Source organism: Neobacillus sp. 114, from assembly GCF_030127045.1.
Lineage (GTDB): Bacteria > Bacillota > Bacilli > Bacillales > Cytobacillaceae > Neobacillus > Neobacillus rhizophilus.
In genome coordinates this window covers 3,518,089-3,540,777 of the sequence record NZ_CP126144.1, presented here as the reverse complement: position 1 = coordinate 3,540,777, position 22,689 = coordinate 3,518,089, and the positions used below count along the sequence as shown (strand labels likewise).

The window sequence follows — 22,689 nt, the reverse complement described above, 5'->3', positions numbered from 1 at the left end:
AAAGGAGTTTGAAAAATGGTTGAATTCAAAGTATCAGAAGAAGTAAAAGAGGTTATTGCCAGTTTAGAGCGTTTTATAAAAGTGGAAGTCGCTCCTTTAGAGGAAAAGTTCGTCAAAGCCTATCAAAATGAACGCTACTTATACGATGAAAATGGTGAATACATAAAAGAATTTCAGGAGGCATTGAAACAGGTGCGTCTGAAATCAGCTGAAGCCGGCTTTTTTACCATGTTTGGCATGCCTGAATTAGGCGGTATGGGCGATGAATTTGGACCAGTTGCTGTTGCATTAATTCATGAAGCTTTAATGAAAAAATATGGACATAGCTTATTAGTTCAAGAGATTTTCCCTCCAGGTTTATTTACTGGCGGGTTAACCCCCGTTTTATTAGGGTTAACACCTGAGTTAAGAGAGGAAGTTTTACCTAAAGTTAAAAGTGGAGAATCAATGCTCTGTTTCGGATTAAGTGAGCCTGATGCTGGTTCTGACGTGTGGAATATTAAAACGAGGGCTGTTAAAGAGGGTGACCATTGGGTCATCAATGGAACGAAGCAATGGATTACAAACGCGCCATACGCAGAATATGCGATTATTTTTGCTATCACGGATCCTGAGCTTGTATCGAAAAGAAAAGGCGGCATCACGGCTTTTCTCGTACCATTTGACGGGGAGACATGTACAAACAGTTCTGTCATTCCTATTCTAGGCTCTGTTGGAAGCCGGGTGGGGATCATCTCATTGGAAGATGCGCGTGTGCCTGAATCACATATTATTGGCGAACTGCATGATGGATTCGGCGCAGCTTTGCATGGGGTAGACATTGGCCGGGTCGTTATGGCCGCAAACTGTGTTGGTGCGGCGCAATGGGCATTAAATCAGGCGATTGAATATGCCAAACAACGTGAAACTTTTGGAGTGACGATTGATAAGCATCAAGCCATTCAAATGATGCTTGCCGAATGTGCGATGGATATTTACGCAGGACGAAATATGCTGCTACACTGTGCTTGGAAAATGGAAAATCAAAAAGAATTACCTCTAAAGGAAATTTCCATGATCAAAGCCTTTACGACGGAAATGGCATTCCGTGTCGTTGACCGCTGCATGCAAATTTGTGGTGGAATGGGATTAACGAATGAGATGAAATTTGAAAAAGTGTGGCGCTGGGCGCGTTCCATGCGTGTACCTGATGGAACAGCAGAAATTCAACGCCGTACAATCGCTAGAAGGCTGTTAAAAGGGGACTCTGACTTCAATTAATAGAAAATTAATATCCTGGTTCGTATTGCCCGTCGTATGGAGAGAATTAAATCATCATTTAATTCTCACATCGGCGGGTAATGATTTTAAAGGAGCGAATGTAGGAATATGGAGGATCGTATATGATCAAAGAATTTTATTTTGGTAGGATTAATTAATTTTCTAACTATGCTAGTGTTTTACTTATTAATTGTCACGATTGCCAGTTATGCGGTGGATATATATCGAGCATCTACTACTATTGCAGGTTTGGTCTCAAGTATCTATTTAATCGGTTCATTGGCAGGGCGTCTTATTGCGGGTCATTTAATTGCGAAGGCGGGTCCTGCTAAAATATTAATGATACGTGTAGTATTCTATTTCATTAGCGCCTGTTTATATTTGATAAAAATTCATATCGGTTTTTTATTATTTACTCGGTTTACTCAAGGAATTTTCATGGGAACTATCGGGACATCTGCGGGAACAATAGCTGCCTCTATTCTGCCTGCCTCTCGAAAGGGAGAAGGAATTGGGTTTTACAGTTTGAGTGCTATTTTTGCATCAGCATGTTTATGGTTTAAATGTTACGGATGTACAGGTGTTTTGAATTCAGCTAAATCAAAAATTCTTTGCAGTCTGTTGTTACTGTCATGGAATAAATATAAAGAGAAGGAGGATACAGGATATTCCATTTAGAGCTTATACATACAATTATAGGTTCGGTCAGCCAGTGTTACGGGAGCGGGCCAAAGTTAGCCCAGCGAGGACCATGCTGGTCAACCCCATCACTATGGCAATGATGGCCCCGACTCGCCCATCACCGGTGCCGGGACCACCTGGGAATATGGTCACGTGCACCCCAGCGTACGCTGTGACAATTAACCCCGCCACCATGGCCACGATGGCCCCACGTCGCCCGCTGCCGGTACCGAAACGACCGTTGGACCGAGCCAGTGACAGCCCAGCGAGGATTGCGCTGATCAGCCCCACCATCGCGTCCATCGTGGCCCAGAGTCGCCCAGGGGTAAAAGAGTATCCGACATTACCGTTTGCCACTTCAGCATAGGCCAGTGTCGGTGCAAGTAGAAATACACAAAGTATTACGGATGAAACTAGCTTCATTTTCATTTGTTAATTCCTCCTAATTGGTGTTTTTGCAAACTGAATATTGCTACTCTCATTTCACAGTCAGTTTAAACAATGAATGTCGAGAACTTATGCAGATCTTCCTCTTTTTCTGTGGATTTCTTCCAGAACATGTTAAATCACGGTATAATTTTCGGTAGTGGTGTACTTCAGCACTGGAAGCAGACTAAATTGAAAAGAGGTGATTGGAATGGAAACGAAATTGTTGCTTGTGGAGGACGAACCGGGCATGCTTGAAGAAATGTACACCTATCTGCAACGTGAAGGGTTTCGGGTATTGACTGCCTGTACTGGCAAGGAAGCGCTCACGATTGCCAGGTCTGAACGGCCTGAAATCATCGTGCTTGATTGGATGCTCCCTGAGAAAAGCGGTATCGAGGTATGCCGCGAAATTAGGCATACTTCAAATTGCGGTATTATTATGGTCACGGCCCGATCGGAGGAAGCGGATAAAATCGTCGGTCTGGAAATCGGGGCAGACGATTATTTGACGAAGCCGTTCAGCTTACGCGAGCTTGCATCGCGCATTCGTGCTTTGCTTCGTCGCTTGCGCGGACCTGAAGACAGGCTGATGTTCTTGGAAAGAGACAACCTGATCATTTCCGAGGCCAAATGTCAGGTATTCAAGGACAGCCAGGAGATCCAACTGACACCAACGGAATTCAAAATTTTGTACACATTGGCTGCGAGACCCGGAATGGTTTTCAGCCGCCTTCAATTATTAAAAACCGCACTCTCGGACGAATATATGGGATATGAAAGGACGATGGATTCCCATATCCGGAATCTTCGCCGTAAGCTGGGAGATGATCCGTCCAATCCTCGTTATATTCAAACGGTATACGGTTTCGGTTACCGGTTCGGTGAACAATCATGACGTTGACGGTACGCCAAAAAATATTTGTCTGCATGGGAGTGCTCGTTGTTATCCTCGGCGGCTTTCATATCCTTACCAATCACTTTTACATTGATTTTTTGTTCGAGCAATTTCGTAAGGAAGAAATGGGAGCATCTTATTTGAACTCACCGCCCGGGGAACAAATCGAGATCTTGAAGACTTACGTTTTAGGTAAGATGCAGCAATTTTGGCTTGGGAAATGGGTATTATTTGTAGCAACCGGACTGTTATTCAGTTTATGGATTTCGGGGGTGCTGACGATTCCGCTTAGAAAGCTCGTTGCCGCTATCGAACGCGTCGCAGAGGGGGATCTGGACGTGAACGTTCCTGTACAATCAAAAGACGAATACGGTAAAGTAATCCAGACATTCAATGACATGACACTTCGCCTCCGGGAAGCTGAGGATGCCCGCAGGCGGTTAGTAGCTGATATCGCACATGAGCTTCGAACTCCGCTGTCTATCATGCAGCTAAAATTAGAAAATGCTCAACAAACAGGTCAATACGTCCCTCCGGAAATGCTGCTTAGACTCCATGACGAAGTGATCCGCTTAGGCCTGCTTGTAGAAGATCTTCATGTCTTGTCGTTGGCTGAGGCGGGCCGGTTGGCATTGGACTGCAAACCTCTAGATCTGTCGGCAAGACTTGAACAAGTTGTTGCAGATGTGAAAATGGAGGCTGAGGAGAACGGACTGGAATTGCGCTTCTATTCGAACACGAGGCCGGTAACGGTGATGGCCGACGCGAGACGGATTACCCAGGTGTTCATCAATTTGTTGACAAATGCAATCCGCTATACGCCGGATGGAGGGAAGATTTCAGTTGTAATTGAAGACAATGTCCTAGATCGGCATGCAGTCTATACATGTGTCTCAGTGATAGATACCGGCATCGGAATTCCAGCCGAAGAGCTGGACCACCTATTCGATCGATTTTATCGCGTAGAAAAAGCTCGTTCGCGGCATACAGGCGGAACGGGGCTCGGATTATCGATCGCTCATCATTTTGTCAGAGCCCACGGCGGGTTCATCCGCGTCATGAGTGAGCCTGATCAAGGTACGACATTTACTGTTTATTTGCCTTTGGGTAAATGATAGTAAAAAAGGCTCTTTTTAGACAAATTTATTCAAGTCTATTTGAGATGGGTATTTTTTTATCCCTTTATAGCTGCCATCGCTACAACTGGTATTGAAAATCGGTAAGTAAAATGGAGGATATTAAAATGAAATATGACTTTATTATTGCAGGAGGCGGGATAGCTGGATTAACTACAGCAATCGCATTACAAAAAGAAGGATTTCGGGTTAAAGTTCTTGAACGTACCAAAGAATTAAAAGAGGTTGGGGCAGGGCTGGGTCTAGGAGCTAACGCTTGGAAAGGACTTGCCCGTTTGGAGATGGGAATACCATAGAAGGAGATGCGCTCATAGCAGCTGACGGTATCCATTCCACCGTATCCACTTAGCTCTTACTGCACTAACAGGGGCAAAATAGTTGAATAAGAAAATCTATCAATAAGTGAAACTTATTAAATGTGATAAAATAATAGCAATTAACTTATGGAGTGAATTCAGGTAGCATAGAATTTAATAAAAGGTTTACTAATAAGAGGGGGGATTTTGTTGAAGACAGGAATAAGGTTTAGAATGGCGACTGAAAAAGATTTAGACAGTATTGTTGCAATGCTTGCTGATGATGTTTTGGGAAGTAAACGTGAGTGTTATGAGCATCCACTTCCTAATAGTTACATAAAAGCATTTGAGGCTATTACATCTGACCCTAATAACGAGTTAGTAGTGGCTTGTGACGGTGATGAAGTGATTGGGGTACAACAAATTACTTTTACACCTTATATAACACATCAAGGTGGATGGAGAGCTACTATCGAAGGAGTGAGAACATCAGCTTCTGTAAGAGGTAAGGGTGTAGGTACTGAACTTATAAAATGGGCAATTCAGCGTGCAGAAGCACGTGGTTGTCATTTAGTACAATTGACAACTGATAAAAAAAGACCAGATGCGTTAAGGTTTTATGCACGATTAGGTTTTAAAGCAACACATGAAGGTTTAAAGCTGAAGCTTTAAAAATTGGTAACGTATCCCACCCCCCCAATCGCCACTTTTTGTAAGGTAGAAGATGTATTTTGTTTCATTCCATTGGCTCCTCACTTTATCAACACCTTGTCTTTCAAAGAGATACTTGATCTTGTAAATACTGCATCTACTGTAAAAAAAGGATTCAATTGAATGATTATCGCCACAGAAAGGTACGAGTAATGACATAACTTCTTGATGAAATTTCTTTGTTGACAATTTCTGTAAAATACCTCATCCTGATAATGAGTAAATTACTCACTCATAGACTAAAAAGGAAAGAGGGCATGTTCAAATGGGCCAATTTAATTTCCTGCGAGGGATCGTTCTGAGGAAGAGAAACCAGAGAAAGAATGCCAAAGATCTTCAAATCAGTACAACTAACAGCATCGTAGAGGGCTGTTATGTGAAAATTGGCGGTATCGATCAGTGGATTACAATTCGTGGCGAGAATCGGAACAACCCTGTTTTGTTATTGATTCACGGTGGTCCGGCTTCGACCTATTCCATCTTCAGTCCGTTGTTGCGTTCATGGGAGAAACACTTCATTGTGGTTCAGTGGGATCAGCGTGGAGCAGGAAAGACTTTTGGCAAGAACGGTAAAGAGGGCAGCGGAGCCATCACGTTCGACCGTCTCGCGGAGGATGGGATAGAAATAGCAGAATACTTGCGTGATAATCTTGGTCATCAGAAGGTCATTCTGATTGGAAGTTCTGTGGGCAGTCTGATTGGTATCATGATGGCAAAGCTTCGGCCAGATCTTTTTTACGCCTATGTCGGCACAGATCAGAATGCCCCGGATTCACAAAATCTTGTGTATACTTTAACAGTCAACGCTCTCCGTGGTGCAGGTATTATGAGGGGTGTTCAGCTGCTTGAGAAAATGGGAGCTGATCAATCCAAATGGAGCCGTAAAGATTTTGACAAGAAGAATCGACTTATTGTTAAAACAATTAAGGATGTCCCCAATATGATTACAGATTTAATTTTGCCCTCCATGCTCTCTTCCCCGGAACATAAAATACGTGATATGATGGATATTTTTAAAGGTATGAGTTATTCCCTTGACCATTTATTTAATGAATTAATAAACTTTGATTTTAAAAAGTACAGTAAATTTGAGCTGCCGGTTTTTATTTTTCACGGAGATCATGATATTATCACGCCAACTGAACTGGCGAGAGCATATTACGATGAGATTGAGGCCCCTCAAAAGGAGTTTGTTCTAATCAAAAACGCTGGCCATCTTGCGTGTTTTGCCCGGCCTAATCAGTTTCTTGAGGAATTGATCAAGAGAGTGCGTCCACTTGCCCCATCGACTATCCACTAATAGTAAAAGTAAAAATTCTCTAGTTGAATGATATAATGAATATGACATTTATAGATCCGGAGGTTGGAAGGGTGTCTCCATTAAACAGACAGCAGCAGCTTGATCAAATCCGTGACGAACGCAGGGAACAAATAAAACAAGCGGCGCTTAAAATGTTTGCCCGCAGAGGATATACAGGTACGAAAACGAGCATGATTGCGAAGGAAGCAAGCATTAGTGAAGGTTTAATTTACCGCTATTTTAATTCTAAAGAGGAACTTTTCATCACTCTTGTCCAAGAATTGATGGAAGAAGCAAGAAGGGAACTAAAGAATGTTGGGTATTTACCGGGAACACCTTTTGAACAAATTAGAACATTAACGAAACACATGCTTGATGAGGACAATATGCACGCCTTTATGTTAATGGAACGTGCCCGCACGGCTGAGGATGTTCCCGAAAAGGTCACACAGATCTTTGAAGGAGTTTCAACAAATGTTCTGATTGAACCAATAATTCCTATCTTTGTTAAAGGTCAGGAATCGGGTGAATTTTCGCCAGGCGAACCTCGAATGATGTTGTCATGGTATTTTACCATCATCAACAGTCTTCTTACCCAAGACGAGATTGATGAAGAGTATGGGTTGCCAAATGTGGATGTGTTAATACGTATATTGACAAATTAATTTCCAAAGAGGATTTCGATATTTAATAACTTCTTTTTTAATAATCTGGAGTATTTACGAAATAACTAAAGCCTAACTTCTCCTTAAAATATCGAGAAATTAGGCTTTTTAAATTTGATTTTCATAACATTGAAATGCAACGTGGGGACGGTTCTACTGCCTCAAAAATCTGATGAATAGGTATGTCTTCTTGTTTACTTTCATAAAAAAGTTATTTACTCCACACACTTATTTTTAAATTCAAGTTTATGTCGTTTGATGTCTACGTTATAATTAAAGTATGTTTTCAAAATTTTTGTGAGATTGTCAGAAATGTTCTTTAAGCTAAAACATAGTTGTAAAGGACGAGCCAAACCTTTGGCTAATAAATATTAACGAAAATATACTAATTTGAGGGGATGAAAGCATTGTCAATAGAATTGCTATCGAAAAACACAGCGGATGTTTTTAATGCAATTGTTAGGGAGCCCAATTGGGATAAAACGGAGCTGCTAGAAGGAATTAAAAAGATTATACTACAAGCAAGAGACAGTGTGGGTTCTCCTGAAGAGTACTTAGAGTCATTATTGGTAAATGTTACCCTTCAATCTGCCTATACTAATACTGCCATATCTTTTTTAACGGAGTGCATTGAAGAAGAGCAGTTTCTTTCGCATGAAAGCTTCCAATCGATCATGGCAAATGTTCCTAACCAAGTGAAAGATTCTAATTTCATAGCTGAAAACACGCCTAGGTTTAAGGAGTTAGTCTATAAAGGCTCAACTAGTGAAGAACATATAGCCTATGCGGAAAGTGTTTACTTCCATACCAAGCTAGTCAACGATTTATTGATTGGGTTTATCGGGATATTTCTGGAACCGGATAATAGGAATTATATGGACAATTACTTGGAATATTCTTCCAAAGTGGTCGTTGATGCCGTTATGCACTATTGCCAAACTTATTCCAATCATATTCTAGAAGAGATAAACGCGATGAATTCGACTCAATAGAAAGCTCCTGGTTCGCAAATCTATACATTAGAATACATATATATAGGTTTTTAAGTAATCCGCTCCTCCAAACACAATGTCTTGGTTGAGCCAGTGAAAAATCCGCACTAGTGAGTAATAAGCAGACAGTAAACTTAATATGTCATTACTATCATATCAAACTGTTTTGCTTGCACTTCTGTAAATATATTTCTTCTCCTTGGACAAACTTATTTTGTCAGATTTAATCAAGGAGGAATGAAATATGGTAAACGATATCAAGCAGGAAATGGAACGGATTTGGGCTGAAACGTGTGGTTCATGGGAAAATTGTACGGAGCAAAACATCCAGTCTTTCTTAGAACAATGTGGTGAAAAGAGCATAGACCCACAATATTGTATGAGTTGGGTTGAGCAACATCGCAACGAAATTCCAAATTGGTCAGCTGTTTCGAAAGTGTCTCTTGATTGGGTAAATGAACATACTTCAACAGGTTCGCCGATAAACGGACAGGAACCTCGGTAACAAGGAGAGTAATACTCTCCTTGTTTTATTTTGTAAGTTAATCTCGTTCTTGTTATTTCCATTATTTTGAAACTTTCAAGTGAGTTTTATATAATTACCATAATAAAACAAATTAATTTATTAATTATAAATGATATTTCTTCCAAAAATAAGAATAATGAAATGAGGGATTATGAATGGGGGGCTAAAGCAGTTGGCCGATATGGCAAAAGAATGAAGGCGGATGTTGTACAAAAAGGACTCCCTGGTTATGCGTGTATAAAAATATAAAATGAAAGGGGTAGAATGTATGAGTGACAAATCATGGAGGGTAGACACTTATCAAGAAGGACCTTATAAAATAAGCGTTCGGAAAAATTTAGAAAATGATCGAGTGGACGAGGGGGATATACCTGATAACGAACTTCCGGAACGTATCAATCTTAAAAATAAAGAGTAAGTAAATCGTTTTTAATTATCAATTATAGGAATATCTTCTAATCAGATATTCCTTTTTATTTGCAATTAAAAAGTATTTGAGATCCGCGCCAGATTTTCCAATACCCGACCTCATAAAGAAAAAAAGGTATAGATGCTCTTGTGGAAGTTTTGGTATTCAATAATCGAGGACCCTTTTTTGCTATTAATTTTGATTGCATATTATAAATGGATTTGTAAAATTGAAAAAGTTAATTTCAAATAAACGGTGATTGTTTTTAAGGACACTGGGCTGAAAGGAAAGGAAAAAAGTTCTCTTCTTTAAGTAACAGGCTCTTATGTTAAAGTTGGGATGTCTGCGGCTAACTCGGTTTTTTATGTGCTTACGAGTCTAGTAAAGAAGGAACTAGCTTTTATAGTAGGAACATCCTTTTAAAAAGAAAATCAACTATAGTATAATTTAATATATATAATTAGGAGGTAGATAAAAATGGAAAAGGTAACACCATTTTTAATGTTTCAAGAAAGCAACGCAGAAGAAGCGATGAATTTTTATACATCTATCATTGAGGATTCTCAAATTACAAGCATAGCTAGATATGGGGCTAATGAAGCTGGTCCAGAAGGCACCGTCAAGCAGGCTACTTTTACCTTGAAAGGCCAAGAATTTATGTGTATTGACAGTTTTGTCAAACATCAATTCTCCTTTACACCTTCTTTCTCAATCTTTATTACTTGTAATACTGAAGAAGAGCTTGACTTTCTTTATGAGAAACTTATTGAAGGTGGACAAGCACTTATGCCTTTAAACAATTATGGTTTCAGTAAAAAGTTTGGTTGGGTAAATGACCGTTTCGGCGTTTCATGGCAAATAAATCTTCCTAAGTAAACATTGAACTTAAATTAACGGGTTCTTTTGTTAAAAATATCTCAATTATCAATTGACCGAAAAATATGCAAGTCTTTATTCAATTCTTGCATATTTTCGGCTTTTTTTATTCAAAAAATATTAAGACATTGATTGCTCTCAATGCGTTTGTAACTAAATAGTCGCTTGTTTTTTTGCGAAGTCGAGACCGTTTGTATTACTAATCATCATCTTGGTCACCTTAACATGTATATCAAGTCCACCAAAATAGCGAGTTCTTGGTCATCAACCTCTTCACCAATTATTTTTAAATTATTTAGATCTTCTTGAGATTAATCACATGTCTGGCAAAAGTCTAAGCTGTCAATTTTGATAAAAAAACATTTGAAGCCGTAATAATGGGCTTTTTTGACGAAAAGTTTTATTGACAAATTACACTATTCGGTAATACTATATACTAGTAGTGAGTAACACTGAATACCTGTGTTACAGAGTACTGAAAAAAATATAAATGGAGGTAAAAAATTGGAAAATATCACAGAAATGCTGAAAGGGGTGCTTGAGGGGTGTGTGCTTGAAATCATCAGCCGTGGCGAAACTTACGGCTATGAAATCACGCAACAGCTGCGAGAACTTGGCTTCACTGATGTAGTTGAAGGCACAGTTTATACAATTACAATAAGGCTTGAGAAACACAATCTGGTGGACATCGAAAAAAAGCCATCCACTATGGGACCACCGAGAAAATTTTACACACTTAACGCAGCAGGTCGAGAGCAGCTTGAAATATTTTGGAAAAAATGGGATTTTGTTTCAAGCAAAATTAACGAACTTAAAACTAAAATAAAATTAAAAGGAGAATTAATATGAGTATTTTTGAAAAAATTATCGGAAGTCTGGATGACAAGCGGGAATGGAAGGCGATGGAGGCGCGTGCGAAGGCACTTCCAAGTGAGTACCACAATGCTTACAAAGCTATCCAAAAATATATGTGGACTGCTGGTGGTGGTCCCACCAACTGGAAGGACAGCAGCCGTATCTTTGGCGGCATTCTCGACCTCTTCGAGGAAGGTGCAGCGGAAGGCAAGAAAGTCACTGACCTTACGGGCGAGGATGTGGCTGCTTTCTGCGACGACCTAGTGAAGGATGAGCAAACTTGGAAGGATAAGTATCGGAAGAAGTTAAACGATACGATTGGTCGTGGCTAACGTCGAACTCCTAGTGGATTTTCGCCTGGCATCGACACTAAAAATGTAAACCATCATTGAGGACGAAGTGGCTTCCTTTGCCGACGAACTAGTGGCAACCGCTAAAACCTTTGTCGACAAGTATCGTGAAAATTTGAATCAGGGTATCATGAAGTGATTGGAAATAAAGTAAATTCAATAGATAATTCATCCTACTGAATAGCTAGTACAAATGTAATGTGTCACCTTCTCTATTCAGTTATATTTTTAACCTGGTAGTAAGTAATACTTATTATCAGTCAGACTGAGTAGAGGAGTATAGGCAATCTAGCGCCTTACTGCGCTTTTTATAAGGAGGAAAAAAGTATGATCCATGCAGCGATTCCCGTAACGAGGGCTTTCATACAAGATCTAGTTGCTGTACTGCAGTCTAGTCTAATAAGGGTATTTTAAACCATACTCGTTCAAATTTCGATAGGTGATAGCAGCTGGTGGTATCGGTGATGGGGGAATAAATGGAACGACGGTTGGTTTATACCATGGATTGTAGTGATGCAAAAATATGTAGTAAACCATTATCATTCTCTCATTTAAAGTTACAGTAAATTATAAGTGTTCATCTAAATATGATTGGATGGATGCTTAGTTTATCAAATTACCAATATTTATATAAAAAGGGGTATACAACCAACCGTGCAGTATAGTTCACATTAATAAAAACAACAACTACCTTCACAAGGTTGTCATTTCGGTTTTTATTGAATTGTGTCGCCAATGTAAAAGCTGTGCTTCCACCATAGTGTAAAAATAACCTGTACAGGATATTGCTGCGAATCAATGCGGCATTTTGTTATTCATAACGGAAAGGTGATTCGGAGAAATTGAACCCAAAGATTGTTAAGCACAGGATATTTCGAATTATTTATGGGATAAAAAAAGACGTTGGTCAATTTCTAACCAACATCCTTTTTCATCATTAAAAACAGATGGACTTCTTGTTAGATATTTTAGTCTTAAATTAAACCAGATTTCATCTAGTCATTCTTGGTCCTGAATAAATTTAACAGCATTTAAACCAATCATTTGTGCCGGTATGGTAGTGTTGCCATCTGGTAAAATGGGGGAGATAGAAAGATCGGCGACTTTCAGGTTCTTAGTGCCAAAAACATTTAGATATCCATCTACAACGCCGTCACGAATACTTCTGCCCATCTTGCATTGACCTCCAAAGTGAAAGATATTGCGATATGAAGCCCTAACGTAACTTTCTAATTTTTTACGTTGTTCTTCCTTATTGCTTATCTCAAAGATTTTTTCAGGTGGGTATACCACTTTGTAAATGCCTTCAGGGTCGATTTTACGTGCTTTCTTCATAATGTGATATGTCTGAATATATTGATCAACCATGAAAGCCAGGTCATCAGGGTCGCCAAGCGGATTAAGGTCGATGGAAGGATAAGCTTCAGGATCGCTGTGTGCAGCCAATATAGTACCCCTGCTTTTTGGGTTTAGGTCAAAAAGTCCAATGCTCATAATATTGCTCTTCTTTTTAGGATCAAAAGCCCAGTTATTAGCCAGTACATCTTGAGTAGGGAGAAACGTTGGTGTTGGGGATCCATATATTTGTAGGCGTCGGCCTTCACTTCTGCCGTCTCCTTTAAAAGCACCCAGTGGAAATGGATTGTCTGGGTCTGCAGTCATAAGATCTAAAATCAACTCAGTTTTAACTTCTACTCCCATTCCCGTCGTAAAATGGGCTTGAAAGTTATGCCCCACATTGGGGCTGTTTATAAGTGTTTTAATACCTGCTTTAGCCAGATCATCAGGGTTCCCTATTCCAGAACGTTGTAATATAACAGACGAAAAATTGCCTGCACTAACAATAATCCCCTTTGTAGCATATACTCTATTTGATATACCGTTTCGGACAAATTCAACACCTACGGCAATTTGAATTCCTCCATCCTCTTCAAATAGAATTTTATTCACGGTTGTTTTAGCCAAAATAACTAAATTTCTGCGGCCAACCCCATCTTCATCTGGATGGAACTCATTTCCTTGTGTGACAATTTGTCTATTTAAATATCCAGTGGCAGTGGATGAACGAACGAATTGTCCATTCACTTCCTTATTTAAAAATTGTGATTTAAAAAATGTACAATCCCTTATACCAGTATTGTAATCCTCGACAATGGGAATATTTAATACATCTGATGCAGCTTTTGCTAGCGTATAGGTAAGCCCATCCTCGGGAATGTTTTGCTGTCTGACAAAAATAGGGCCTTTTCTTCCGCGTTCTTCGGGTTCCTGCGTCTTTCCTGTATAAGTTTCATTTTTTATGAAAAAAGAACTGACATTATTATAACTCCATTGAGATCCAACCATTTGTGCCCATTCATCATAAAGTTCACTGCTTCCCCGTACAGCATACATGGCATTATGCTCGGAGCTTCCTCCGATTGTTCTTCCGCTTGATATTCTAAGCTGCTGATTCCCAATACTTGGCTCTGCATTTGTAAGCATATTAAAGGAATGCCTATTATCAGAAGCCAATATCCCTGATACTGCCCCAGAAGGACTGCTAAGTTCTTTAACCATATTTGTTCCTGGTTCCAGGACAATTACAGAGTTTGTTATATCATCCGATAATTTCTTTGCAATTACCCCACCAGCAGTTCCCGCACCTATTACAATATAATCGAAGGTATTTTTTGCGGACATTTCATCATTCCTCTCCAAAGCCTATTAACTTTGACAAAAGTCTTATTTTAAATGTATTACAAACATCACCTATATGTGAGTGTCCATATTAGTTCGTACCTCTGAGTTTTTGGTAGCCGTTTTACTTTTTAGGGACAATTGTAATTAATATTAGTTGCTTCTTTTAAAGGAAATAGTGTGTATTTGTAGATGTGCGGCAAGTTATTTTTTTGTATTAACGGGAAATCTTTATGCAATTTCACCTCAAATGTTTAACAGTCATAAAGCTCAATTGGGAAATATATCCTAGCTTACTTTAGCTGGTATATTAGGTGAGGCGTGGGAGTTAATTCAATTTTCTCACGGTAATTCTCTTCTTCGCCATGCAGGGTTGCATTTAGCTGAAACTAGTACAGCTAGGTGGAAAGACCAAATTGTGATTTCTAAGCGTGGACGATCTAGACTAAGGAGATTCCTTTACTTATCGACTATGAGCCTTGTGATGAATAATCCAGAATTTCAAGTTTTACATTCTCATAACGTCAAAGTCAAAAAAATGAAGAAAATGAAATCAATTATGAAGTAAATTGGCAAGTTGGCAAGAATTTTTGTAGATATTTCGAAACGAAATGAGTCCTATTGCTCTGATAAAATTTAACCACTAACACCATTGGCGTCTTAATAATTTATAGAATCTGAGATTCGTTCCCATTTAGGATATAACAAATTGTTTTTATCGTTGGCTTATTAGTAGGATTTCATATATGTACGGAGTACCAGGTTTCTTCCATTCAAGGCACTGACCCATCAGGTTAGCATAACTGGCCTCCACCCCTTGGAATAGGCATGACGAAGGAATGTAAGGGCAAAAGACCCGTTGAGACATGGGAGAGAAAGCCTCTAGGGGCGGCGTGGAGCATGTACATTATATGGTAAATATGGAGTAGAAGTTCACTCCTTTAGTTAACTATGCCTTTACGAAGTCATAATGATCTGAAATCATTTCTTTTATCCGTTAAACCTATTTAAAGGGATATGATATCCTGCGAATAAGCAAGTATTCGGGCGATTAACAACAAGTACATCTTTTATGTGATTATTATTTGCAATTATCATCTATCAAAAAAAGCCTCCAAACTCGAGGCTTTTATTTCTGACTTGATTTCATTTTATCTATAGTCTCATTTGTAGACCATGAGGCACTGGCAATCATACGAAAATTTATTTTTGCAGCCATATCTCCATCTAAATTATTTATTTTTGCTGCTGCTGTTGCGTCGTGAACCACTGACACTTCAAAGCCTTGTTCAATTAGTTCACGCATATGGGATTCAACGCAAAGATTCCCAGACATACCTGCAAGAATGACGCGGGTAATTCTTTGTTTTCGCAGTTGCAAAACCAAATCATTGGCTTCGGGTCCATAAATTTTGTGAGGACTTGTGATTACAGTTTGGCCATCTTCAATATATGGCTTATATCTATCAAGAAAGTCAGCACCAGAGCCTTTAAAGCCTTCAAGCGATAATGGACCTTTTCGTTGATACATTTTAAGTTCGTGCATTGAATGTTCCATAGCTCCCCCAAACACCCATTTTAAATCATATGGATAATAGTAATGAGGGGACACAAACACTTTGAAATTATTTTCCTTTGCTGTTTTGAATAATAAATCAATGTTTTCAATCGTATGATTTTTAGCAACACTGTCTTTGACTAAATTCCATGCCACACCTTTTGGGCTTAAAAAGTCATTTTGAGGATCTGTAATCACCAAAGCAGTATTCTTTGGAGAGACCTTCATACCAGGTGTTGGAAGAGGTTTGATTTGTGCTGCAACTACGTTTTGATTAAAACAATAAAGATTAAGATTGACAATAAATGAAAACAGAAAAAAACATTGTAGAATTTTTCTCATTAAGATTCTCCTTCAATAAAGTTCTTTACGCCTATTTTGTGATTATTAATCTGGTGAAATTCATGTGAGAAAAAGTTCTTCATCTTGAATAAAGTTTTCGTTTGGAAATTTAAAACAAAAATAATAAAAAAAAAAGATATGAGTAAATGAGGGGGCTTAGCGGAAGATTGTGAAGAAAATATACTTAAAAGGGTGCAAGAGTTAAAGATCTAGACAGTCATTTTGGCAGCTTTTCTTGTTTCACTAACGGGAGGTAAGTGTTAGTTAGAGGTTAGGATAAGGAAATAAATTTGTGGAAAACTATGGTGAACAATTTGTTTTAAATTAAGGTGGCTTTACATGAATAACTATACAAAAAATACACAGTAGGTTATATCCAAGCCTTAAAAGGCCATTCAAATGCTTGTCCAGTCGGGGTAGCAACAACCGGATCCCGATTTACAAAAGGCTCTTGTAATGGATGAGAAAAAGTATCGTACGGCCAATATTTAATTTATATGCGAACAGGGCTGTTCCGTCTGGCTGCAGCAGCTGGATTAGATTCACCAGTGCATTTTAAACCTGAACATATCGTTTACAAAGACGAAAGAGATCATGTTTATTCATTAGAAGTAGTGTATCAATCCATTGTAAAGGGTGTTTAATAGTGAAGGCAGCTGAATTATTAGTTAAGTGTTTAGAGAAAGAGGGCGTAGAATATATTTTTGGGATACCAGGTGAGGAAAATATCGATCTTATGGATGCTCTACTGGATTCAACGATTAACTTTATCGTAACCCGACATGAAACGAGTGCTGCTTTTATGGCAGGGACCTACGGAAGGTTAACGGGAAAACCTGGTGTGTGCTTAGCAACATTAGGGCCAGGCGCAACAAACCTTTTAACAGGTGTCGCAAATGCCAACATGGATTTAAATCCAATTGTTGCAATAACAGGCCAAGCTAGTTTAGACCGGCAGCATAAAATTAGTCATCAATATTATGATTTAATTCATATCTATGAACCTGTAACAAAATGGAATGCACAAATAAAAAAGGGAGAAATCATACCTGAGGCAGTTCGTAAGGCATTTCAAGTATCGACTCAGGATAAACCAGGGGCTGTCCACATAGATCTCCCTAATGATGTTGCTGGAATGGAAGTTCAGGGAACTCCATTAAAGGGAACAGTCCATACTTTAACTGAAGCAGGGGATCAGGTAATTAAAGAGGCAGCTCAACTTATTGAACAAGCTGAACACCCAATCATACTAGCTGGTAACGGAATAACGAGAGGAAATGCTGCTGAACAATTAAGGGCTCTAGTGGAAAAGGCCAATATCCCTGTCGTCCATACTTTCATGGGAAAAGGAGCTCTTCCCTGGACCCATGACTTAAGTTTATTTACAGCAGGCATGGGCGGGAATGATTACATTACTTGTGGATTTAATCACTCCGATTTAATTATCGCAATTGGTTTTGATATTTCAGAATATGCCCCATCTAAATGGAATCCTAATGGTACGACCTCCATTTTACACATTGATACAGAAGAAGCAGAGACCGATCAAAATTATCCAGTAAAACTAAATGTAGTAGGAGATATCAAACGGAATTTAGATGAGATACATATGGTTCTTTCCCAAAAAGAAAGGAATAATTCATGGGTATTGAACGTTAGGAATAAGGCACTCGCTGAGCTGCAGCAATTTCGTGATGATACAAGCTTCCCACTCAAACCTCAGAAAATTATTTCCGATCTAAGAGCTGTTTTAAAAGAAGAGGATATTGTGGTTTCTGATGTGGGGGCACATAAAGTATGGATAGGGAGAATGTTCCATACCTATCAACCGAATACCTGTCTAATTTCTAATGGCTTGGCATCAATGGGGATCGCGGTCCCTGGAGCGATAGGAGCGAAACTTGCCCAGCCGAATCGAACCGTTGTCGCTGTTTGCGGGGATGGATCTTTTCAAATGACCGGCGCTGAGTTAGAAACAGCTAAACGGCTGAATCTCCCAATTATTGTTTTATTATGGAGAGATGAAGGGTATGGCTTAATCGAATGGCATCAGATGAAAAAGTTTAACCGTCCTTCCCATATTAAATTTGGAAATCCTGACTTTGTGCAGCTGGCCTCGTCCTACGGATTTGAAGCAATGCAAATTAAAAATGCAGAGGAACTTAAGCCTGCACTAGAAAAAGCCATTGCCATGAACAAACCAGTCTTTATTGATTGCCCAGTTGATTATAGTGAAAACATGAAATTAACGGAGAAATTAAGTCATCTTCAATGCTAAGAAAGGAAGGATCAACATGCGGCTCGGCTCGATTATCAATGGTCAAGAGAGAAATGAACCTAATCGGGAAACTCTTGAAGTAAAAAATCCCTACAACCAAGAAATTGTAGCGGAATTGGCTTTAGCGACAAAAACTGATCTGAATGAAGCAGTAGAAAATGCCTTTGAAACTTTTCATTCTACGATGAAGACGATGCCTGCTTATCAACGGAGTGACATTTTGCGAAAAGCAGCCGACCTATTAGAGGAAAAGCAGGAAGATTTTACAGACACAATTGTCCAAGAGGCTGGTAAACCAATCAAATATAGCAGAGATGAGATCAATCGTTCCGTTCAAGTCCTACGGTTTGCTTCTGAACTTGCCAAAAATATTACAGGAGAAGTCCTGCCAATGGATGCAGCCATTGGCGGCGAAAATCGAATGGGGCTTGTGAAACGAATCCCATTAGGTGTGGTGGGAGCCATCACACCCTTTAACTTTCCGCTGAATTTGTCATTGCATAAAATTGCACCAGCAATTGCTGCAGGTAATACGATTGTGTTCAAACCTGCCGAGAAAACACCTGTGTCGGGTTATAAATTAGTCAAGTTATTTCAGGAAGCAGGCCTTCCGGATGGTGCTTTAAATTTGTTAATGGGAACGGGAGCGGTAGGGGCACTACTTGTCACACATGAAAAAGTCCATAAAGTTTCGTTTACAGGAAGCTTAGCAGTCGGAAAGAAAATTCGTGAAACTGCCGGCTTTAAAAAAGTAACCCTTGAATTAGGCTCCAATTCCCCTAATATCATTTTCGAAGATGGAGACATAGAAACGGCTGTAAAAAGATTAGTGGTTGGAGCATTTTCTTTTTCAGGACAAGTTTGTATCCATGCTCAACGAATCTTTGTACAAAAAAATGTTTATCAGCCATTTTTGGAACAGTTCATTAAAGAAACTAGGGCTTTGAAAATTGGAGATCCAATGGTGGAAGCCACAGATATCGGGCCCATGATCACTGAGAAAGAAGCAGAGCGGGCTAAGCTTTGGATTGAAGACGCGGTCAAAAATGGTGCGAAAATAGAAGTGGGCGGTGAACAAAATGGGACCATTCTTTCTCCAACCATCATGACTGATGTCGATCGTAATATGAAAATCATCGCAGAAGAGGTTTTTGCTCCGATTGTATCAGTTATTCCGTTTGATACAGAAGAGGAAGTTATCGGATATGCTAATGACTCCATTTACGGTTTGCAAGCTGGTGTTTTCACCCAGGATATTGACCGGGCAATCCGGGTAGCAGACCAATTAGAAATAGGCGGTGTTTGGATTAACGATATTTCTACCTACCGGCAGGATAATATCCCTTACGGAGGTGTAAAACAAAGTGGTATAGGCAGAGAAGGAATTAAATATGCCATAGAAGAAATGACGGAACTGAAATTTATTGGCATTAAATTAAAATAGCACCGTGGGGACGGTTCTCATGGCTCATAAATTGTATCCTTTTTGAAAGATATCACCTTGAAATGAGTCTGGACCTTCCCCAAGGTCCTAATTTTTTTCAGTTGGATTGAGTTTTATCGAAAGCAAACTTTTATTAAGACTTTCCGGTGTACTCAATAGGATAGGAGGGGATTAATTCAAAAATTAATAACAGGAATTAAAAAATACAAAAAACCATTTGACAAGAAGTAAAAATCCTTGTATTTTATAAATACACTTTAATACTTAAAAGCGTTTTAGCGTTTAAGTGTGTTAGTAAAATTATATCAGCCTAGCATTCTAGTAGTACCTTCTATCAGCAAATAGAGACTGGACGGGTGGTGAAAGTCCAGGTTAGAAGTCTTATGAAATACACATGCAACCAAAAAGGCTAATTCTTTTAAGTGGACCTGTTTGTGAAATTATGCGGGTCAAAAAGGGTGGTACCGCGGAGAGTTTCTTCGTCCCTTGTGGGGACGTGAGGACTCTCTTTTTTATTTTTTAAAGGAGAGGAATAACAAATGGAAAAAACATCAGCAAGAATTCCGAAGCACTTACAAAAATATGTTGTGAACCAGCAGTACGAAAAATATACAGCCATTGATCAGGCAGTTTGGCGTTATGTGATGAGGCAAAACCATTATTTTTTAAAAAATTCTGCCCATCCTGCATACACAGGGGGATTGAAATCCTCGGGTATTTCAATAGAAAAAATACCGAATGTTCATGATATGAATGAAGCCCTATCACCATTCGGATGGAGAGCGTCCAATATTGACGGTTTCATTCCAGGTGTCGTATTCTTCGACTTTCAGGCAAATGGGATTCTACCGATCGCGTCAGATATTCGGAAGCTGGAGAACATCCAATATACCCCAGCTCCTGATATTATTCATGAAGCGGCAGGACATGCTCCCATACTGGTTGATGAGAAATTCTCGCAATATGTAAAATTATTTGGACACATTGGTTCAAAAGCCCTTGCCACAGGTGAAGAACATGAATTATTTGAAGCGACAAGAGCTTATTCCAACTTGTTAGAATCAGGTACAGCGACAGAGGAAGAGATTGTGGCAGCAAAAGTCCTGTTTGAGGAAAAACAAGCTAGTGTTACCGGACTATCAGAGGCAGAAAAAATTTCAAGACTATACTGGTGGACGGTTGAATACGGTTTAATTGGAAGTATTGATGAACCTAAAATATACGGTGCGGGTTTGCTTTCTTCTGTGGCAGAAGGGAGAAGCAGTTTAACGGAGTCGGTTGAAAAAATCCCGTTTGATTTGCAACGAGTGATTGAAACGGGCTTTGATATCACAAAACCCCAGCCGCAATTATTTGTATGTGAAAGCTTTGAGCAATTAATTGACGCAGTCAAGGAATTTGCAGAAACCATGGCATTCAAAAAAGGTGGAACAGAAAGCTTGGAAAAGGCATTGCGGTCTAGGAATACGACCACCATGGAATTTGATTCCGGCCTTCAACTTACAGGAACTTTAAACACTATTATAAAAGATGCGAAAGGTGAAGCGATTTATATTCGAACTGAAGGACCTTCCGCGTTAGCCTTTAATTATCAAGAGCTTCCAGAGCACGGAAGGGTAAGGCATGGTGAGGGCTTCGGTGCACCGATTGGAAAAATTAGGGCACTTTCTCAACCTCTAGATGAGATGACCGACGATGTACTGAAAATGAACGGAATTGAAATTGGAAAAGAATGTGTCCTTAAATATGAAAGCGGAGTGACCGTGACAGGTACTCCACAGACATTCCTTCGAGTTAAGAACAAGCTCCTGGTGATTTCCATCGAGAATTGTACGGTATCCCTCAACGAAGAAATCCTTTTTGCTTCAGATTGGGGCACGTTTGATTTAGCGGTTGGTGAGTCGATTACTTCTGTTTTCGCTGGTGCAGCAGATTCAGAACAGTTTTTCTGCGATTTGAATGAATTAGAGCAGAATCCACTACAGTCTAAGGAAGAAACAGTTCTTGAAAAGCTATACAGTGAAGTAAGGGCATTAAGAGAAACAAGCATCGACAGAGACGTTATGCAACAAAGACTTAATCAAGTATTTGATAGGCTGTCAGTCGAGTTTCCACAAGATTGGCTGTTACGTCTAGAAATAATAGAACTCTTGGAACAGCAAAATTTGTTACCATCATGGAAAACGATCTTGCTCCAACAGCTGAACGACATCAAAAAGCTTCATCCGGACTTCCCGGAAATGATAGAAAGAGGATTACTGTTAGCAAAAGAATAAAGAAAGTAGAGGCTAGTTTTAAAAGTTTAGCAAGTGAGGAGAAAATATGTTTATAAAAGAGTTAGATATTATTTCTAAAAAATTTCCGGAAGTCTTTCAGGGTGATTCGACTGGGATCGAACAAAAAACGTTTCAAATGGAAAATATCATGCAGGCATTTAAAGACCTGATTGCATTATGCGGGGATGACCCTGAGCGGGATGGTCTTCAAGAAACGCCTTACAGGGCGCTTAAAGCTTTTCTTGAATATACGGAAGGATTCCGTGAGGAGCCTAAAATCCATTTGGGGAAAACCTTTGATGTAAACCATAGGGAATTAATATTGGTGAAGGACATTGAATTTCATTCTTTATGTGAGCACCATTTTGCCCCATTTTTTGGAGTGGCACATGTTGGTTATATTCCCAATGAAAAAATAACGGGTCTTTCCAAATTGGCAAGACTAGTTGAGGGATACTCGAAGAGATTTCAGGTGCAGGAACGCCTGACGAACCAGATAGCTGAGGCAATAGAGGAAGTTCTTCGTCCAAAAGGAACGATGGTGATCATTGAAGCCAAGCATATGTGTATGTGTGGAAGAGGGGTAAAGAAATCCAGTGCTTCTACAACGACATCCTCGGTTCGAGGGGTTTTTGCCCATCAATCTGACGCAAGGGCTGAATTTTTATCACTTTTACAAAGATAAAAGATTTTTTTGGTCCTGAAGCAATAAAAAGTGGGTATTTCTCCAA

At 39.4% G+C, this 22,689-nt stretch carries 21 protein-coding genes and 3 pseudogenes; 21 read left to right on the top strand and 3 right to left on the bottom strand.

All coding sequences use genetic code 11. The features are described 5' to 3' along the window. Positions 1-15 precede the first annotated feature (15 nt). Both QNN06_RS17275 and QNN06_RS17270 read left to right on the top strand, forming a co-directional pair. Positions 16-1,260 carry an acyl-CoA dehydrogenase family protein gene (locus QNN06_RS17275; RefSeq protein ID WP_284035532.1) on the top strand — a complete coding sequence of 415 codons (1,245 nt, stop codon included), beginning with the start codon at positions 16-18 and terminating at the stop codon, positions 1,258-1,260. 141 nt (positions 1,261-1,401) lie between these two features. Beyond that, the gene (locus QNN06_RS17270) at positions 1,402-1,938 is read left to right on the top strand and encodes an MFS transporter (RefSeq protein WP_284035531.1); all 537 of its coding nucleotides are present in this window, start codon (positions 1,402-1,404) and stop codon (positions 1,936-1,938) included. Positions 1,939-1,965: 27 nt separating this feature from the next. Here the strand turns inward: QNN06_RS17270 and QNN06_RS17265 are convergent, their stop codons facing one another. Then, a complete protein-coding gene (locus QNN06_RS17265; RefSeq protein WP_284037939.1) occupies positions 1,966-2,364 on the bottom strand; it encodes a DUF6223 family protein in 399 nt (132 codons plus the stop codon). 214 nt (positions 2,365-2,578) lie between these two features. On the opposite strand from QNN06_RS17265, the gene QNN06_RS17260 reads away from it, so the two are divergent. From QNN06_RS17260 to QNN06_RS17200, 13 genes and pseudogenes are all read left to right on the top strand, one after another. Then, positions 2,579-3,265 (top strand): response regulator transcription factor, encoded by a 687-nt coding sequence (locus QNN06_RS17260; RefSeq protein ID WP_284035530.1) that lies wholly within the window; start codon positions 2,579-2,581, stop codon positions 3,263-3,265. Then, a complete protein-coding gene (locus tag QNN06_RS17255) occupies positions 3,262-4,380 on the top strand; it encodes a sensor histidine kinase (RefSeq protein ID WP_284035529.1) in 1,119 nt (372 codons plus the stop codon). The genes QNN06_RS17260 and QNN06_RS17255 overlap by 4 nt, the downstream gene beginning before the upstream one ends. A 128-nt stretch (positions 4,381-4,508) precedes the next feature. Continuing rightward, a complete protein-coding gene (locus tag QNN06_RS17250) occupies positions 4,509-4,697 on the top strand; it encodes an FAD-dependent oxidoreductase (protein ID WP_284035528.1) in 189 nt (62 codons plus the stop codon). Between the two features lie 234 nt (positions 4,698-4,931). Beyond that, positions 4,932-5,369, top strand: a complete 438-nt coding sequence (locus QNN06_RS17245) for a GNAT family N-acetyltransferase (protein WP_481819265.1) — start codon at positions 4,932-4,934, stop codon at positions 5,367-5,369. A 304-nt stretch (positions 5,370-5,673) separates the two neighbouring features. Continuing rightward, positions 5,674-6,708: an alpha/beta fold hydrolase gene (locus tag QNN06_RS17240; protein ID WP_284035526.1), complete on the top strand. Its 1,035-nt coding sequence runs from the start codon at positions 5,674-5,676 to the stop codon at positions 6,706-6,708. Positions 6,709-6,779: 71 nt separating this feature from the next. Continuing rightward, the gene (locus tag QNN06_RS17235; RefSeq protein WP_284035525.1) at positions 6,780-7,373 is read left to right on the top strand and encodes a TetR/AcrR family transcriptional regulator; all 594 of its coding nucleotides are present in this window, start codon (positions 6,780-6,782) and stop codon (positions 7,371-7,373) included. Between the two features lie 407 nt (positions 7,374-7,780). Further along, positions 7,781-8,365: a hypothetical protein gene (locus QNN06_RS17230; protein WP_284035524.1), complete on the top strand. Its 585-nt coding sequence runs from the start codon at positions 7,781-7,783 to the stop codon at positions 8,363-8,365. A 244-nt stretch (positions 8,366-8,609) separates the two neighbouring features. Then, positions 8,610-8,870 carry a hypothetical protein gene (locus QNN06_RS17225; RefSeq protein WP_213119540.1) on the top strand — a complete coding sequence of 87 codons (261 nt, stop codon included), beginning with the start codon at positions 8,610-8,612 and terminating at the stop codon, positions 8,868-8,870. A 289-nt stretch (positions 8,871-9,159) separates the two neighbouring features. Then, the gene (locus tag QNN06_RS17220; RefSeq protein ID WP_213119541.1) at positions 9,160-9,309 is read left to right on the top strand and encodes a hypothetical protein; all 150 of its coding nucleotides are present in this window, start codon (positions 9,160-9,162) and stop codon (positions 9,307-9,309) included. A 468-nt stretch (positions 9,310-9,777) separates the two neighbouring features. Beyond that, positions 9,778-10,176: a VOC family protein gene (locus QNN06_RS17215; RefSeq protein WP_284035523.1), complete on the top strand. Its 399-nt coding sequence runs from the start codon at positions 9,778-9,780 to the stop codon at positions 10,174-10,176. 504 nt (positions 10,177-10,680) lie between these two features. Next, complete coding sequence (locus tag QNN06_RS17210) at positions 10,681-11,025, top strand: PadR family transcriptional regulator (RefSeq protein ID WP_213119543.1); 345 nt, start codon at positions 10,681-10,683, stop codon at positions 11,023-11,025. Beyond that, positions 11,022-11,363, top strand: a complete 342-nt coding sequence (locus tag QNN06_RS17205; RefSeq protein WP_217036888.1) for a DUF1048 domain-containing protein — start codon at positions 11,022-11,024, stop codon at positions 11,361-11,363. Before QNN06_RS17210 ends, QNN06_RS17205 begins: the two co-directional genes overlap by 4 nt. A gap of 52 nt (positions 11,364-11,415) precedes the next feature. Then, positions 11,416-11,520: pseudogene (locus QNN06_RS17200) on the top strand (DUF1048 domain-containing protein); the annotation flags it as partial. Positions 11,521-12,380: 860 nt separating this feature from the next. On the opposite strand, the gene QNN06_RS17195 reads toward QNN06_RS17200, so the two are convergent. After that, positions 12,381-14,063, bottom strand: coding sequence for a GMC family oxidoreductase (locus tag QNN06_RS17195; RefSeq protein WP_284035522.1), 1,683 nt, complete (start codon positions 14,061-14,063; stop codon positions 12,381-12,383). Positions 14,064-14,352: 289 nt separating this feature from the next. On the opposite strand from QNN06_RS17195, the pseudogene QNN06_RS17190 reads away from it, so the two are divergent. After that, positions 14,353-14,700 (top strand): annotated as a pseudogene (locus QNN06_RS17190) (transposase); the annotation flags it as partial. 489 nt (positions 14,701-15,189) lie between these two features. Here QNN06_RS17190 and QNN06_RS17185 read toward each other — a convergent pair. After that, positions 15,190-15,960, bottom strand: coding sequence for a cysteine hydrolase family protein (locus tag QNN06_RS17185; protein ID WP_249366808.1), 771 nt, complete (start codon positions 15,958-15,960; stop codon positions 15,190-15,192). 362 nt (positions 15,961-16,322) lie between these two features. Between QNN06_RS17185 and QNN06_RS17180 the strand changes: the two are divergent. From QNN06_RS17180 to folE, 5 genes and pseudogenes are all read left to right on the top strand, one after another. Further along, positions 16,323-16,604: pseudogene (locus tag QNN06_RS17180) on the top strand (glutamate synthase-related protein); the annotation flags it as partial. A 2-nt stretch (positions 16,605-16,606) separates the two neighbouring features. Next, positions 16,607-18,238 (top strand): acetolactate synthase large subunit, encoded by a 1,632-nt coding sequence (locus tag QNN06_RS17175; RefSeq protein ID WP_284035521.1) that lies wholly within the window; start codon positions 16,607-16,609, stop codon positions 18,236-18,238. A 16-nt stretch (positions 18,239-18,254) separates the two neighbouring features. Next, entirely contained in the window at positions 18,255-19,682 is a 1,428-nt protein-coding gene (locus tag QNN06_RS17170; RefSeq protein ID WP_284035520.1) for an aldehyde dehydrogenase family protein, read from the top strand. Between the two features lie 539 nt (positions 19,683-20,221). Further along, on the top strand, positions 20,222-21,958 hold the full coding sequence (locus QNN06_RS17165) for an aromatic amino acid hydroxylase (RefSeq protein WP_284035519.1): 1,737 nt from the start codon (positions 20,222-20,224) through the stop codon (positions 21,956-21,958). A 46-nt stretch (positions 21,959-22,004) separates the two neighbouring features. After that, entirely contained in the window at positions 22,005-22,643 is a 639-nt protein-coding gene (gene folE / locus QNN06_RS17160) for a GTP cyclohydrolase I FolE (protein WP_284035518.1), read from the top strand. The last annotated feature ends 46 nt before the right edge of the window (positions 22,644-22,689 follow it).